This window comes from Gluconobacter sp. P5H9_a (assembly GCF_018812085.1).
Taxonomy (GTDB): Bacteria; Pseudomonadota; Alphaproteobacteria; order Acetobacterales; family Acetobacteraceae; genus Gluconobacter.
Genome location: NZ_JACRVW010000016.1, coordinates 1 through 14,444 on the forward strand (window position 1 = coordinate 1; position 14,444 = coordinate 14,444).

Consider the following 14,444-nt stretch of genomic DNA (forward strand, 5'->3'; position numbering starts at 1 on the left):
GCCGCCGCCCCGCAGCGCGGTCTGCCCCCGCCCTCAGGCTTGAAGCTTTTCGGGCCGGCTTGCGGGGTGAGGCGTTCGACCTGACCGTTTCTGAAGGCGAGACAGTTACGGCCTATGGAACAGACCAGGCTGCGTTATCCGGCCTGCTAGACCTGATTGCGGGCTTTTCTCCCCCAATGGGCGGCCGCGTGCTTGTGCAGGAGACGGACGTTACATCCCGGCCCGCCGGACAGCGCAGCATTGTCCTGATCAGTGCCCGCGATCCGCTGTTTCCGCACCTCGATACGCGCAGTAACATTGTTTTTGCGCTTCGTGCTCAGGGACAGAGCCGTGCAGAAGCCGATGCTGCCGCAGGCCGCATGATGTCCCTGCTCGGGTTGGACGGACTGGGAAATCTTTCCCCGCAGGACCTCAATCCCGAGCAGACATTCCGTGCAATGCTGGCCCGTGCACTTGTAACCTCACCCGCTATTCTGCTGCTCGACAATCCGTACACAAATCTGGACATACAGGCTGGCAAACGCATCGCCTCCTTACTCTCCAAACTGTCACGAGCGCGAAACCTCAGTGTGCTGCAAAGCGTCACGCGCAAAGAAGACGCCCTACGTGCCGGAGGACAGATTGCCCTCTTTGATGAACAGGCTCTGCTTCAATGCGGAACAGCAGCCGAACTGTATGATCGCCCATCAGACGTTGGTGTAGCGACACTCTTTGGTGAAGCCAACGCCCTGACCGGGCAGGTTCTGGATATTGCGGATGACGTCGCGCGCGTGCAGTTGGCATGCGGTGGCATTGTTGAAGCTCTCGCGTCCGACGATACGCTGCAGGAGGGTCATGCCTGTCTGGTCTGCGTCCGTCCGGATCGGATCTCGCCCTTTTTCGGCAGCCAATCTCTCGGCCTTGACGATGAAGAAGCGCCACCTGTTCGCGGCACACTGACGGACAGCGTTCATCTTGGCGATCATATCAGAATGCGGGTGCGCTGCCCGGATGGTACCGAGATTGAGTTCCGGCGGCCGCCCCTCCAGGCCCAAAAGCTGCCACGAGCCGGAGCCGCCGCGCAACTGGCCTGGCCAGCCGGACATGCAACGGCCTTTCCGCTTCGTGCTGACCTGTATTAAAGTGCCGCCGCATTCGGTCAGGCATCGGCGCCTGACTTCTTCATGCTGATTGAGGACACCATTCTGACCCGGCCCGCTTTCTTTCTGCGACATACGCTCCCGGCACGATGCCGGGCGGGTCTCGGTCGTATCATGCGCCCTGCAGCACTTCTGACGGGCCTGCTTGCGATACAGGTGCTGCCTGCCAACCTGCATGCACACGCAACATCTGCAAGCGGCGTCCATTCGTCAGACGACATTGGAGATTTTTTTTCCCATGTCGGGCATAGCGTCGCCTCTGTCTTCTCGCCATCGGAAGCCTCGGCACACGCACACAAGCGAGCGGCTACGCGCCATTCCACAAAACATCGTCGCACAGCAAAACCCGCTCCCCCTTCCCCGGGCTGGGCTATTCCTGAAGGCGCGGTGACTGCGAATGCTCTGATCACCAGCGACAAGTCCCTGAAGCAGGTTGAATGGGACGGTCAAAAAACAACACTGGATGCAGGCGTTCATTCATCGACCCCAAGTTGGGCCGCTATCCTGCTAAATGGCAGCCAGCTTGCAGATGCGTGCCAAAAAGGCTGGATTCACCCTCTGGGAGGCACTACGGGATGTGGCCTTCCCGGAGGCCAGACAATCATGGCACTTGCATGGGATCGCTCTCGCCTCCCTGCCGCCCCCAACTGGAAAGACTTCTGGGATGTAGCGCGTCATCCAGGACGGCGCGGTCTTTATCTTGGTGCGCGAACAACGCTGGAAATTGCCCTGCTTGCAGATGGCATAGACTCCCGGGACATTTATACCGCGCTTTCAACGCCAGCCGGGATCAGCCGGGCGTTTCACAAACTGGATCTGCTTCGACCTTATATTGTGTGGTGGAAAACACCCGATGATGCAGCCCGGATCATGGAGCAAAGCAGCGCGCTCATGACCAGCGCACCCATGACAGAAATTTCCAGCGTCAGCATGAAAGTCAAAGCGGGGCCAGCAGCATCTCTTTTTGTCGCGCAGCCAGATCAAACTCTTAGCACCGCACTTTATTGGGCAATCCCGGCCAACAATCCGGAAACCGCAGCACAGAAAACCCTGACCCAGTTGCATACTCAGTCTCCCCACCTGAACGACATGCCCGAAAGCGTTCTGGATCCGAGAGGAACTGCTCTGTCCGTCAATGATGCGTTCTGGACCAAATATGGCGATCAGCTGGAACAGCAGTTTCAGGACTGGTACGGCAGCAGCAAGCCATGATGGCCATTTCCATGCGGCTTCACCTGCCCGCCATTATACTTGGTCTCCTCCTTGGTTGTGGCGTCATCACACTGCTGATGCGTCTTTTGCCTGCCAGACACGTGCGCCTTCTCGGCCTGCTGGTTTTACTGCCAGGTCCGGCGCTCGCCTTTGCGCTTCCTGAACTCCAGCGCGCTGGTCTGAGCTTTGTCGGCCGGCATTATGACCTTGTCCAAGGCATTCTGATTTCCCCAGCCATCATGATGCCGTTTGGGGCAACGTTACTTGGGCTCCCCATGGGGACAACGCGTGCGGCAATCGGCCTGGGAGCGGATTTGACGACGCGCCTGAAACTGATTTGGCTTCCTCTGCTTTTACCTGCTGCCCTGCTTTCCCTAACAATAGCGGTTCTGTTGTCCCTCGGCTGTGTGATACTGGATCGGCCATGACTTCAGTTTCTCCTTTCTGGCAAACCACGCCGCTAGATCAGATGACGTCCGAACAATGGGAATCCCTTTGTGATGGGTGTGGGCGTTGTTGCCTGAACAAGCTTCGTGACGAAGATACGGACGAGATCGTCTACACGACCGTTGCGTGCCGACTTCTGGACACGCAGACCTGCCGTTGCACAGACTATCCAAAACGCCATCGTAAGGTGCCGGACTGCGTCACATTAACTCCTGAACTGCTAGCCGAAATCGACTGGCTTCCTCCAAGCTGCGCCTATCGATTGCTGCGTGACGGATTTGATTTGCCTGAATGGCACCCCCTGCGCTCCGGGACACGCGACAGCGTTCTGATGGCTGGCGCTTCTGCGGGAGGGCGTTGCGTGAGTGAACGCCGCGCTGGTCCACTGGAGAACTACATTGCCGCATGGCCAGGAGAATGGCCCGCGAACGCTCCGGCCTGCGTCTCCAGAAAACGCTCCGGCTAACCCCATGCTTCCGCCGACCGTCCCTCTCGTATGGAGACGTTCGCCTCGTGCACGCCGCATGACCCTCCGCATTGATGCTCAAGACGGCAGTGTCGTTGTTACAATGCCGGAGCGCATCAGCCAGCGGCAGGGTCTTGCTTTCGTCCATCAGCATATGGACTGGATTACGTCCTCTCTCGCTACCCTGCCTGAAAAACGTGTGCTGGCTGACGGGCACGAAGTCATGATCGAAGGATTGCCAGTTCCCATTCTGCATGAGCCAGATGCCCGCCGTGGCACATGGCTGGATTCAGATGGCCTTCATGTCAGCGGTGATGCGGCTCACACCGAACGTCGCGTAAGGGACTTTCTTCACAGCCTGGCCAAAGAGCGCCTTTCAACGGCTGTGGCACTTCACAGTAAAAGAATGGGGCTTGTGCCGTCCCGCGTCGATTTGCGGGAAGTCCGGTCTCGATGGGGCAGTTGCACCCGAAAAGGACGCATCATGTTGAGCTGGCGTCTGGTCATGACGCCGCTGGAAATTCGAGATTACGTCGTGATCCATGAACTCGCTCATCTTCAACATTTTGACCACAGCGCTGCTTTTTGGGGCTTAGTTGACAGATTTTGCACAAATGGACGCACGGGACGTCTTGCAGCAGAGCGCTGGCTGAGCCAAAACGGGACCGCCCTGCTGCGAGCAGCATGAGGCGTGTGCGAGCTTGGCGGAATGGTAGACGCACGAGACTTAAAATCTCGAGTCCGTAAGGGCGTGCGGGTTCGAGTCCCGCAGCTCGCACCACATATAAGTTATTGAAAATAAACGGCTTTTAGGGTTTTCAGCAACCCGAAGCCCCCATTCTTCTACAAAGGGCTTCTACAAAGAGAGCCCTGTTGTGCTGATTCGTCTGCAATCCGGTTTCCATTTCAGACGCGGGATTCCCGTTCGTTTTAGGGCTGCTCTGGGAAAACGGGAAATCTGGCATTCACTGGAGACCCTCGACAGAGATCTTGCCAGAACCCGTGCCTGTGCCATGTATGGACTGACCTCTCAGCTTTTCGAGTTCATCAGTCTGGCCATGTCTCCATCGGAAGAAACATCCTCGCTCAACAAGGCGGTTGGAGACCTTTCAGGAGGCTCCTGGCCACATCTGACCTGCATCCTGTCCAGCAGGACCTGTTCCAGTCCATTGTCCAGACCTACGACAGTGAGATTCAGGCTCTGAAGGCTCGCTATAAAACTATGAATGCCGAGCACCCTCTGGCACGAATGGAAGACCATCAGCGGGTTTCCAGCGTGCTCGAGAAGATTGGTCCCGAAATCAATACCCTGACAGACATCATTCACAAGCAAGAAAATCCGCGAGAACCCCGGGCGAAGAGGCGCTGACAAAGCCGTCAGAGCAGGTTGCCGGACAGAAACACACAAAGCCATTCAGCCGACAGTAGAGCTGTTTTTACAAGCTTTTTTGAGATCCTCCGGTTTCTATCATCAAGGATAAAAGGCCGGAAGGTTTCCGGGCTTACTCTTTTCTCTTCCCGCTTCACTCCGACAAAGGTAAATCAGCCTGACGCTGGAAAGAAAGCTGAACACGCCGGAGAGGACAGGTGCCCCAAGAAGAATGGCGAAACACGATTATTCCCGTTCCCACCGAACTAATAGAGTCCGATACTCTGAACTCGAATAATAGGGCATGTGATTTCTATTTCATTCCAGATCTCGATACCTCGAAACAGGATATCAGAAGCATAGCTTTTGGGCGACCCGTTTCAAGGATGAAAACTCGATTTGAACGTCCGGCTAAAATTACGTTCCGCTCATTCCGAAGTAGCGTTTTCCACACAGTTGCAAATTGCGCCTGCGGATATGCGGGGACTCTGGATAGATCAGCTTCTGATATATGAGACAACGCCTAAAAGCCAAGACACCTCGACTTGCCTAGGCCGCATTACGCCAGCTGTCGTATGTCAAAAAAAATTGATACCCTACATCTCAAGGTATGCTATGGATCTCGGCCCACAGTATGAGGCATATGAATGTATATTTCTTTCCATTGCGTAGATTGCTGCCAATAAATTATCTTATACCCACCAATTAATCGTCTTTATCGACAATAAATAAAAATGCATATATTGGATTAAATACAAATGAATAGAAAATCAAACATAAAAATAAGGCATTTAAACGTTATAAAAAATATATATAATATACAAAATCTTAAAAAGACCTCAGAAGTCATGTCTTTAACACCGGCAGCCATCTCTAAGACCTGTATAGAATTTGAAAAAATTATAGGAAAAACTCTTTTCTCAAGAACCATACATGGGTTGGTTCCGAATGAAATTGCTAAAAGAGTTGTCGAATCAAGCATCTTGATCGAAAAAGAAATAGATAGGATGATCCTAGATATAGATAGTATATACAACAAGAAGAGCTATATCAATATATCCTTCCAATCGAATTCTATTGTTTCAGAGATGATGAAATGTGTGCTGTCAATTGCTTCATCAAAAAATATAAATTTTACAGTTAATTATGGATCTCGAGATGAATTATTTTCTTCTTTATCGAAGGGAAAGACAGATATAATATTTGCTAGTGCCTATAACGAAATAATAGATGATAGAATCAACTATAAACATATTGTCAGCGACAAGTGCGTTATAATTGATAGAAATGGAGCTTATTCTATTAAAGAAATTATTGAAAATTGGCATGCCGTTCAAGAAAAAGTATGGATTTTGCCAGTCCGAGGGACTGCGATGCGTGATAGGTTTGATTCTATTCTTGAATATAACGGATTAAAAACCCCTGAAAATCTTATTGAATTAAATTCAATCCTAGGAACAGCCAGTTTGATGAACAGTCCGGAAACTATTGGAATGTCTACAATATCTCACTTAAAATCGATAAATTTCCAAGACAGTAAGATTCTTGAGGAAAAATCCGATATAACACTTAATGTTGGCGTGTATTGGAGACGAGATTCAAAAAAAATAATTTCAGATGCAGTAGATTTTTTTCAAAATAATATAAATGTATAAATAGAACTTAATATGCCAATAATACCACTTGGTGTGTGGGGTAAGAAACTATCGTATTAGAGTATTACTTCTGAATCTGCGGAGGAGATAAGAGGAAATAATCTGAGTAACTCTAAACTCTGTTTTCCTTAATGAGGCTGACCGATGACTGGCAGCATATGGTCGACAGCACCTTATTCTGTGTCCATTCAGAGGCTACTGGGGCACAAGAGGAAAGCTCATACGGAAGCCTCTGGTCGATCACCCAGAGACTTTACGAGAAAAATCCATGTCCGCTGTGATAATCAGGGACGTCCTCTTGGCTTTGTACTCACCGGCAGGCAGGTCTCGGACTACAAACCCACAGACGCCCTGATGGAAATTTCCGCTTCCAGACCCCAGGGTAATGCTGACCGACCGGAGCTATGACAGCGACAGCTTTTGCCAGGATCTGTTGGTCCACGGGATCCTGGCGGTTATTCCTGTACGCAAAAGCCGAAGTGCGCCTCAGAAAACAGACTGACAGCGTTACCGGAACCGCATCGAGCGGATACTTGACAGGCTCAAGCAGATGCGCCGTATCGCCACCCGCTACGACAAAACCGCCCTGTTTTTCATACCCTTCCTCAGTCTCGCCGCAGCAAGGCTCGAGGGGCAGATCTTTTGTCAACGTGACCTGAGAATTTAGGTCAGTTCGGCGCTTTCAGTTTTCTGACGATGTTGCTGGTTGAACATCCATCTACAAGATTGGCCAGAACCACTTTTCCACCAGCCGCCTTGACTACGTCCCCACCGACCACATCTTCTTCCGCGTAGTCAGCGCCTTTTACCAACACGTCCGGAACAAGTGTCTCGATCACATGAAGTGGGGTATCCTCGTCGAAGATCACCACAAGATCGACGTCACGCAAGGCACTCACGACCATAGCGCGTGCGTCTTCTGACTGCACCGGGCGTGTCTCCCCTTTCAGTCGTCGAACAGAGGCATCACTGTTAAGCCCTACGACCAGCTTATCACCTTGAGCCGCCGCAGCCCGCATAAGAGACACATGCCCTGGGTGAACAAGATCAAAACAGCCATTTGTGAATACAACACTGGCGCCATGTCTACGCCAGTTGGAAACTATGGATTTGGCCATTTCCAAAGATGCAACCCGGCCATCACTTCCCATGTCCTTGCTTAATGCGTGGCTGAGTTCGTCACGGGAAACGGCAACTGTTCCCACCTTACCCACGGCAATGGATGCTGCCAGCGTCGCCATAACCACGGCCGTATCCAGATCATGGCCTGCAGAGATCACGGCAGCTACAGTTGCAAGAACTGTGTCGCCAGCACCTGAAACATCGAAAACTTCTGATTTGCGCACGGATTGATGAAAGACATGTCCATCGCGTTGCCACAACGTCATACCTTCTTCCGAACGCGTTAACAGGACGTCTCCACCAAATTGCCCTGAAAGAACACTGGCGGCGCGCAGAACATCGTCATCCGTCTTCAAGAACAGCCCTGTGGCCTGAGCGGCTTCAGCCCGATTAGGGGTTACAAGAGAGGCGCCACGATAAATCGAGAAATCCCGACTTTTGGGATCAACGATGACTGGGATATTCTTTTCCCGTGCAGCCTCGATAATTGCTGACAAAACCTGCGGAGAGAGAACTCCTTTGGCATAGTCAGAGCAAACAAGAACAGAAGCGCCCTCTAACGCCCTAAGAGTTGCGGCAATGATGGCATTCTTGATATCCGCATCGAAATCAACGACGACTTCTTCATCAATCCGAACAATCTGCTGGTTAGAGCTCATCACACGAGTTTTGGAAATTGTTGGCCAGTTGGGCACTTCGACAAGAGCACTCATGTCGATATCGGCATAAGACGCAATTGAACGCCGCAAGGTATCGGCGTTTTCGTCTCGACCAACAACGCCAATCAGATTGACCGGGCATCCAAGAGCAGCGGCATTGACAGCCACGTTTGCTGCTCCTCCAGGTACGTTAGAGCCCCCGGAGCGCAGAACAACAGGAACAGGAGCCTCAGGAGAAATTCTATTGACTGCCCCAGTTATATACCGATCCAGCAATACATCGCCGACAACAACAATTTTTTTAAATAAGAAATTTTCGATCATGATCTATAAATAATCTTTGATACTGTGGCCAGTTTTTGCGAGATCACAAATAATATATTGATTTTTCCATTCAAAGTCTATCCAGCAGTTTCAAGATAGGATCGTCTCTTGTCACTGCATGAATTTTGGAGCCTTTTAAAACTTCTCTGCCTCTGAATGCCTGGCTCTACCACTAAAATGCTTGTGATACGCCTGCTGCAGACTTCATTTTCCATAAAGCGAGTCACCTTAAAACTCCGATTATGAAGGCTCACTTCGCTCGCAGGGTTATATCATGTGTGACCAAGTCGTGTCTCACTTCACTCTGCAACAGCGTTCTCAGCGAAAAAGGCTGACTAGGTCTGCCTCCTCCGCATAACAGAATGGCTCGCTCTCTCATTGAGCGACGCAAGCGCCTGACACATGCTGAGTAGCTACTCGCGGCCAATAGGCGACCGTCAGTTCGCTTTGGATTGCTTCAATCTGCGACTGTATCCAGTGCATGTATTCATGCAGCCCACGAATGATAATCTCTTCTGCGGTCTGATCTTCGAGACTTGCCCGTAAATCAGCCAGACGCTCTTGCACGGGATAGCATTGCTTGCGCAAATTGTAGTGCGTGGACAAGGCCCCCAAAACACTATCTGTCTGTCGTAAATTCAAAGCGAGAGAGCGTGGAAATCCTTCGTTCTTCAGCAGAAATCCAACTACATTTGCTGGCGTTGTCGTGACCGGCTGCAAACGTCGAAATGCATGATATGCCGCAGCGGACCGCAGGACAGATGCCCACTGCGTTGTATCAATTTCAGAGCCAACCTCTTCCTTGGGAAGGAGCGTATGATATCGCGTATCTATGAGGCGGGTAATCTGGTCGCTCCGCTCCAGATGCCGTCCCAGAAGGTAAAAAAGCCATGCCTGATCGCGGTATAAGGTGCCTTCAGTGACGCCCGTATGGGTCTGGCAATCCTGCTTGATGCGATTACACAGCGCAGAAAGGCCAGTCCTGCGGATATCGGACGCCTGAAGGTCAAGTATCCATCGTGTAAAGACGTTCAACTGCATCCACATTTCTGTAGAAATCAATGGGCGAACCGACCGGGCATTTTCCCGGACCGCATTGGCCATTGCTTTAATGGAACTCGAATTTGCAACATCCGTAATGTAAAACTGTAGATAATCCTGCTCGGTAGCCGCTGGATAAAGAGCGCTGAACCGCTCTTCGTCCGAATTGATCTGAACGATTGTATCCCAGGACGTCCGTCCGTCCGGACCTCGTACGAACGCCTCGGTCACCTCAATCAGGCGTGCCAGATTTTCAATCCGCTCCATGTAGCGCGCCAGCCACATCATGCTTTCGGCATAGCGGGACAGAAGGGTATTCAGGCCAGGAAGCATGCCTGATGCCGTTGGGGAAAGCTGTGTCATACGGACATCACCCATGTATCCTTCGATCCCCCGCCCTGAGAGGAATTAACAACCAGAGATCCTTTACGGAGAGCCACACGCGACAAGCCCCCCGGCAGCACCCACGTCGTTTTTCCAGTTAATGCGAAAGGACGCAGATCAACATGCCGCGCCTCCACGCCTGCGTCACACAGGGTTGGTGTTACCGAAAGATCGATCACCGGCTGGCTGATGTAATTGGAAGGGTTCTCCGTCAGTCGGCGCCTGAAGTCCTCGAGTTCGCTCTCCGTTGCGTGTGGCCCTATCAGAAGCCCGTAACCCCCGGACTCCCCGACAGGTTTGACGACAAGCTTCTCCAGATTGGCCAAGGTAAAGGCCAGCCCCTCTGGCTCAGCACAGATGTGCGTTTCAACGCTTCCCAGAATGGGTTCTTCTTCCAGATAGTACCGGATAATCCGCGGCATATACGCGTACACGGCCTTGTCATCCGCAACCCCGGTCCCGAGAGCGTTGGCAATCGTCACGTTGCCTTGACGATAGGCTTCCACCAGTCCGGGAACGCCCAGAAGACTTTCCGGATTGAAAGCCAGCGGGTCCAGGAAAGCGTCATCAATGCGTCTATAGATCGAATGCACCGGTCGGAGCCCAGCGACAGTTCGCATGTAAACATGATTGTTTTCAACGAGGAGATCGCGCCCCTCAACGAGAGGAACACCCATCTCGCGTGCCAGAAAGACATGCTCGAAATAGGCTGAGTTATAGATCCCCGGAGACAAAAGAACGACCTGCGGGTTGGTTACGCCTTCCGGTGCGACATCGCAAAGCGCCCGATGCAGACGCAGCCCATAATCCTCTACCGAACGAAGAGGCATCCCTGATGCCAGATCCGGCATCAATCGCAGCATCATGTGTCGGTTTTCAATGACGTACGACACGCCTGACGGGGTTCTGGCGTTGTCTTCCAGAACAAGGAACTGCCCGCTGCGATCGCGGATCAGATCCGTTCCATTAATATGGACATACACGCCACCCGGGACATCAACGCCGACCATAGCCTGACAGTAATTGGCATTTTTCAGAACCAGATCCGCGGGAATAATACCGTCCTGCAGGATCTTGCGATCATGATAGATGTCCCACAGGAAAAGATTGATCGCCTTGACGCGCTGCTGCACGCCTTTTTCGATAAACGCCCATTCGTCAGCGGTCAGAACGCGGGGGATCACATCAAAAGGTAAAACCCGGTCAATGGCCTCCCGGTCAGAGTAAACCGTGAAGGTGATACCAAGACGGTACAACTGGGTTTCCGCATTGGATGTACGGTGGCGGAGTTCCTTGATGTCGAACTGGGACAGCCTTTCCTGAACCAGTTGCAGGGCCTCAGGTAACGCCTCTCCCCGGTTCATCAGTTCACAGAAAAACGCGGGCTTGAGATAAGCGGAGAAAATGCCGGCTTCCTGGACCTGGGATTGCAAGACGTTGGACCTCATCTGTTTGCCCCGTTTCCTTACCCGACAGCTGTATGAACCATACCCGGCCGGATCATTACGATTATTTATTAACCTATCAACTCCCTTCTGTTTGCCAAGCAATAAAAGCAGCGAGCAGTTTTGTTTTTCCCAGAATATATCAAGAGAGTTGCCGTTGCCGTTCTTCCTGTTACGATAAAGGAAGGATAATCCCGAGCTAACGGGACATCAGGGGAGCAGGGAACATCAGGTCATGAGAGTGGATCGCGGAAATCTGCCACAATGAACACGCTCGTGACGCTTCGCCACCACACGTCCTATCGCTATGACCGCCCCGTCTTCCTGGGCCCTCAGACCATCCGGCTGCGGCCGCCCGTTAACGCACGCAGCCCCGTCCTGACCTATGCCCTGAACGTCGGTCCGGGCGAAGGTCAGATCGCGTGGCGGTTGGACGCCCACGAAAATACGGTTGCCGAAGCCATCTTTGCCGAGCAGGTCTCCCACTTCGATATCGAAGTCCGTATGACTGTGGATATCACCCCCTATGATCCCTTTCAGAAGAGCGATCAGCCGCTTTCACAAACACCCGATAATCCTGCCTACAGAGTGGCTACGTCTGATCCAGACCTGCTGGACGGCTTTCTTGACGGTCAATTCCTTTCAGCGGGAGAAACAGATCTGGCTCGCCTGATCTGGCTCAATCGCAGACTGGCACAATCTCTGCATTATAAGACGCGCATGGAGCCCGGCACCTGGGCTCCAGCTGAGACCCTCTCCCGCCTGACAGGCTCCTGCCGGGATAGTGCGTGGTTAATGATTGCTTTTGCACGCAGGTTGGGCTTTGCAGCTCGGTTTGTCTCCGGATACCTTATTCAGCCAAAGCCATTGGATACAGGCAGTCAGACCTTGACCTGTGACTTGCACGCCTGGGCTGAAATCTGGGTGCCGGAATCAGGATGGTTCGGATTCGACACGACTTCGGGTCTGGTCACAGCCCAGAACCATATTCCCCTCGCCGTTTCGGCGACACCGGAAGAGGCTGCCCCTGTTTCAGGGCTTCTGGATCACTGTCAGGCGCGGTTTGATGTCTTGATGGAAGCACAACATTTGCACAGAGAGACCAATACCTGACATCATGCTTCGCAAGAGCTGCAATAAGGTGCCGAAACAGTGAAGCTTTTCTCATGTCAGTGCTGCCAGCAGGCTCTGTATTTCGAAAATATTACGTGTGAATCCTGCCATCATCCCGTGGGCTATCTTCCCGGTTTGGCAACGCTGACTGCGCTGGAACCGACCGGAACGGGCCGCTGGCACCCCGTGGAAGAACAGGTCCAGCATGCAGAACTCGTCTACTGTGCGAACCATGCCTATGACGCCTGCAATTGGCTGACGACACCAGACAGATCCGGCAGGCCCGCCGTCTGCTTTGCCTGCCGCTTCAACCGGACAATTCCCAACCTCGACAATCCGAAAAATCTCGAACGCTGGCGGAAGATTGAAGTCGCCAAACACCGACTGTTTTACACACTGCTTCGCCTCAAACTTCCGATCCGGAGCCGTTGGGAAGACCCTCATAACGGCTTGGCATTTGATTTCCTGGACGATGCCGCAGACGGCTCTGCCCCCATTATGACCGGACATAACAACGGCCTGATTACTTTAGCCATCCGTGAAGCGGACGACGCCGAACGCGAGCGGATGCGGGTGGAAATGGGCGAGTATTACCGCACGCTTCTCGGTCATTTCCGGCATGAAATCGGACACTATTACTGGAATGTTCTGGTCCGGGATGCGGGGCGGCTGGAGAGTTGCCGCGCGGTGTTCGGGGATGACCAACAGGACTATCAGGAGGCCCTGCAAAATCATTACAACAACCCACCGCCGGAAGACTGGCGCGAACGGCATGTCAGCATGTATGCAACGTCCCATCCCTGGGAAGATTTTGCAGAAACATGGGCCCATTACCTCCATATCGTTTCCACTCTGGAGACCGCATGGGCCTATGGCGTGACCATTCATCCTGTTCTGCCGGATGCATCGCCCCTCTCAACCAACGGCCCCGGAAACGACCCGTACCTGACGTCCACATTTGACGAAATCATGGAGGCCTGGGTCCCCCTGACATCAGCGGTCAACAGCCTTAACCGCTCCATGGGCCTCTCAGATTTTTATCCATTCGTGCTTACATCCGGGGTACGGGAAAAGCTGGCGTTTATTCACTCGCTGATCCGGGAGACACAGGCACTCGGTTAGGAAAGCGTCTTTCCTGCCCCGAATTGACGCGTGCGCATCTGCCGAGCCTGATGGATGAAGTACAGCTTGGCGCCCGTCATGCGGACAGACCTGAACACAAGATAAACCGGCGCGGTCAGCGCCGTGCGGGACGAAAGCGGAATATAGGTGATCTGCCCCGCATGGTGCTGCTGCATGGAATGGGGAACGACCGAAATCCCCAACCCCCCGGCTACAAGACTGAGAGCCGCCATGAGCTGCGGCCCTTTCTGGCGGATATTGGGCATAAAACCTGCCCCGAGGCAGGCATCCACGATCGTCTTGTACAGACCGTTGTTGTACTGGCTTTGATAAAGAATGAAGTCTTCATTCTCCAGATCAGCCAGTCTGAGCCCCTCTGGTGGAGGATTGTCCGCAAGAGGATGGGCCTTGGGCACAGCCACAACCATGGGCTCTTCCAGAATCAACTCCACCATAACGTCCGAAACATCCGGGATGGACGCACGGACAAACGCGACATCCACCAAATCATCTCGCAAGGCGCCGAGCAGCTGACTGGAATTCCCCTCTGTCAGGCCAAGCGTGACATCCGGCCAGCTTTCGCGAAAATACCCCAAAACAGCTGGTAAACTGGGGTGGCACATTGCTGAGTTGGTGAAGCCGACCGATAGCTCCCCGCTCTCGCCCCGCACGACACGACGGACATCTTCAACCGTCTCGTCTACACGGTCGAGAATATCATAAGCTCCCTTGAGCATACTGCGTCCGGCAGCCGTCAGGCGCATCCCTTTGGCATGACGCTCAAAAAGTTGAACACCCATGGTTTCTTCGCAGGAGCGCAACATCCGCGTGAGAGGAGGCTGCTGAATCCCCAGCCGTTCTGCGGCTCGTGTCAGGGTGCCTTCCTCCGCGATGGCAACAACGGCGCGGAAATGACGGAGCTCAACCATGCGATACCTTTAAGGTA

General features: G+C 52.9%; 13 protein-coding genes and 1 tRNA gene. 10 read left to right on the forward strand and 4 right to left on the reverse strand.

Annotated features, from left to right (window positions below; all coding sequences use genetic code 11):
• From KP708_RS12705 to KP708_RS12735, 8 genes are all read left to right on the forward strand, one after another.
• A partial coding sequence (locus KP708_RS12705; protein ID WP_252348099.1) for an ABC transporter ATP-binding protein occupies window positions 1-1,121 on the forward strand: 1,121 nt, incomplete at its 5' end.
• A gap of 42 nt (window positions 1,122-1,163) precedes the next feature.
• On the forward strand, window positions 1,164-2,351 hold the full coding sequence (locus KP708_RS12710; protein WP_252347519.1) for an extracellular solute-binding protein: 1,188 nt from the start codon (window positions 1,164-1,166) through the stop codon (window positions 2,349-2,351).
• On the forward strand, window positions 2,348-2,779 hold the full coding sequence (locus KP708_RS12715) for a hypothetical protein (protein ID WP_215750985.1): 432 nt from the start codon (window positions 2,348-2,350) through the stop codon (window positions 2,777-2,779). Before KP708_RS12710 ends, KP708_RS12715 begins: the two co-directional genes overlap by 4 nt.
• Window positions 2,776-3,264: a YcgN family cysteine cluster protein gene (locus tag KP708_RS12720; protein WP_215750984.1), complete on the forward strand. Its 489-nt coding sequence runs from the start codon at window positions 2,776-2,778 to the stop codon at window positions 3,262-3,264. The genes KP708_RS12715 and KP708_RS12720 overlap by 4 nt, the downstream gene beginning before the upstream one ends.
• 4 nt (window positions 3,265-3,268) lie before the next feature.
• Window positions 3,269-3,952: a M48 family metallopeptidase gene (locus KP708_RS12725; protein WP_215750983.1), complete on the forward strand. Its 684-nt coding sequence runs from the start codon at window positions 3,269-3,271 to the stop codon at window positions 3,950-3,952.
• A 7-nt stretch (window positions 3,953-3,959) separates the two neighbouring features.
• Window positions 3,960-4,045: transfer RNA gene (locus tag KP708_RS12730), tRNA-Leu, on the forward strand.
• Between the two features lie 94 nt (window positions 4,046-4,139).
• Window positions 4,140-4,469: a DUF6538 domain-containing protein gene (locus KP708_RS16055; RefSeq protein ID WP_371822776.1), complete on the forward strand. Its 330-nt coding sequence runs from the start codon at window positions 4,140-4,142 to the stop codon at window positions 4,467-4,469.
• Between the two features lie 1,012 nt (window positions 4,470-5,481).
• Window positions 5,482-6,288, forward strand: coding sequence for a hypothetical protein (locus tag KP708_RS12735; protein ID WP_215751032.1), 807 nt, complete (start codon window positions 5,482-5,484; stop codon window positions 6,286-6,288).
• 668 nt (window positions 6,289-6,956) lie between these two features.
• On the opposite strand, the gene rfaE1 is transcribed toward KP708_RS12735, so the two are convergent.
• The 3 genes from rfaE1 to KP708_RS12755 form a co-directional block, all read right to left on the reverse strand.
• Window positions 6,957-8,393, reverse strand: coding sequence for a D-glycero-beta-D-manno-heptose-7-phosphate kinase (gene rfaE1 / locus KP708_RS12745; protein WP_215750982.1), 1,437 nt, complete (start codon window positions 8,391-8,393; stop codon window positions 6,957-6,959).
• Between the two features lie 375 nt (window positions 8,394-8,768).
• Window positions 8,769-9,767: an alpha-E domain-containing protein gene (locus tag KP708_RS12750; protein ID WP_252347529.1), complete on the reverse strand. Its 999-nt coding sequence runs from the start codon at window positions 9,765-9,767 to the stop codon at window positions 8,769-8,771.
• Between the two features lie 26 nt (window positions 9,768-9,793).
• Window positions 9,794-11,266 carry a circularly permuted type 2 ATP-grasp protein gene (locus tag KP708_RS12755; protein WP_086633387.1) on the reverse strand — a complete coding sequence of 491 codons (1,473 nt, stop codon included), beginning with the start codon at window positions 11,264-11,266 and terminating at the stop codon, window positions 9,794-9,796.
• Between the two features lie 261 nt (window positions 11,267-11,527).
• Here KP708_RS12755 and KP708_RS12760 point away from each other — a divergent pair, with 261 nt between their 5' ends.
• Together KP708_RS12760 and KP708_RS12765 are read left to right on the forward strand one after the other, a co-directional pair.
• The gene (locus KP708_RS12760; RefSeq protein WP_215750980.1) at window positions 11,528-12,376 is read left to right on the forward strand and encodes a transglutaminase family protein; all 849 of its coding nucleotides are present in this window, start codon (window positions 11,528-11,530) and stop codon (window positions 12,374-12,376) included.
• Between the two features lie 39 nt (window positions 12,377-12,415).
• The gene (locus KP708_RS12765; protein WP_215750979.1) at window positions 12,416-13,498 is read left to right on the forward strand and encodes a putative zinc-binding metallopeptidase; all 1,083 of its coding nucleotides are present in this window, start codon (window positions 12,416-12,418) and stop codon (window positions 13,496-13,498) included.
• Here KP708_RS12765 and KP708_RS12770 read toward each other — a convergent pair.
• The gene (locus tag KP708_RS12770; protein WP_215750978.1) at window positions 13,495-14,427 is read right to left on the reverse strand and encodes a LysR family transcriptional regulator; all 933 of its coding nucleotides are present in this window, start codon (window positions 14,425-14,427) and stop codon (window positions 13,495-13,497) included. The genes KP708_RS12765 and KP708_RS12770 overlap by 4 nt on opposite strands.
• Window positions 14,428-14,444 lie beyond the last annotated feature (17 nt).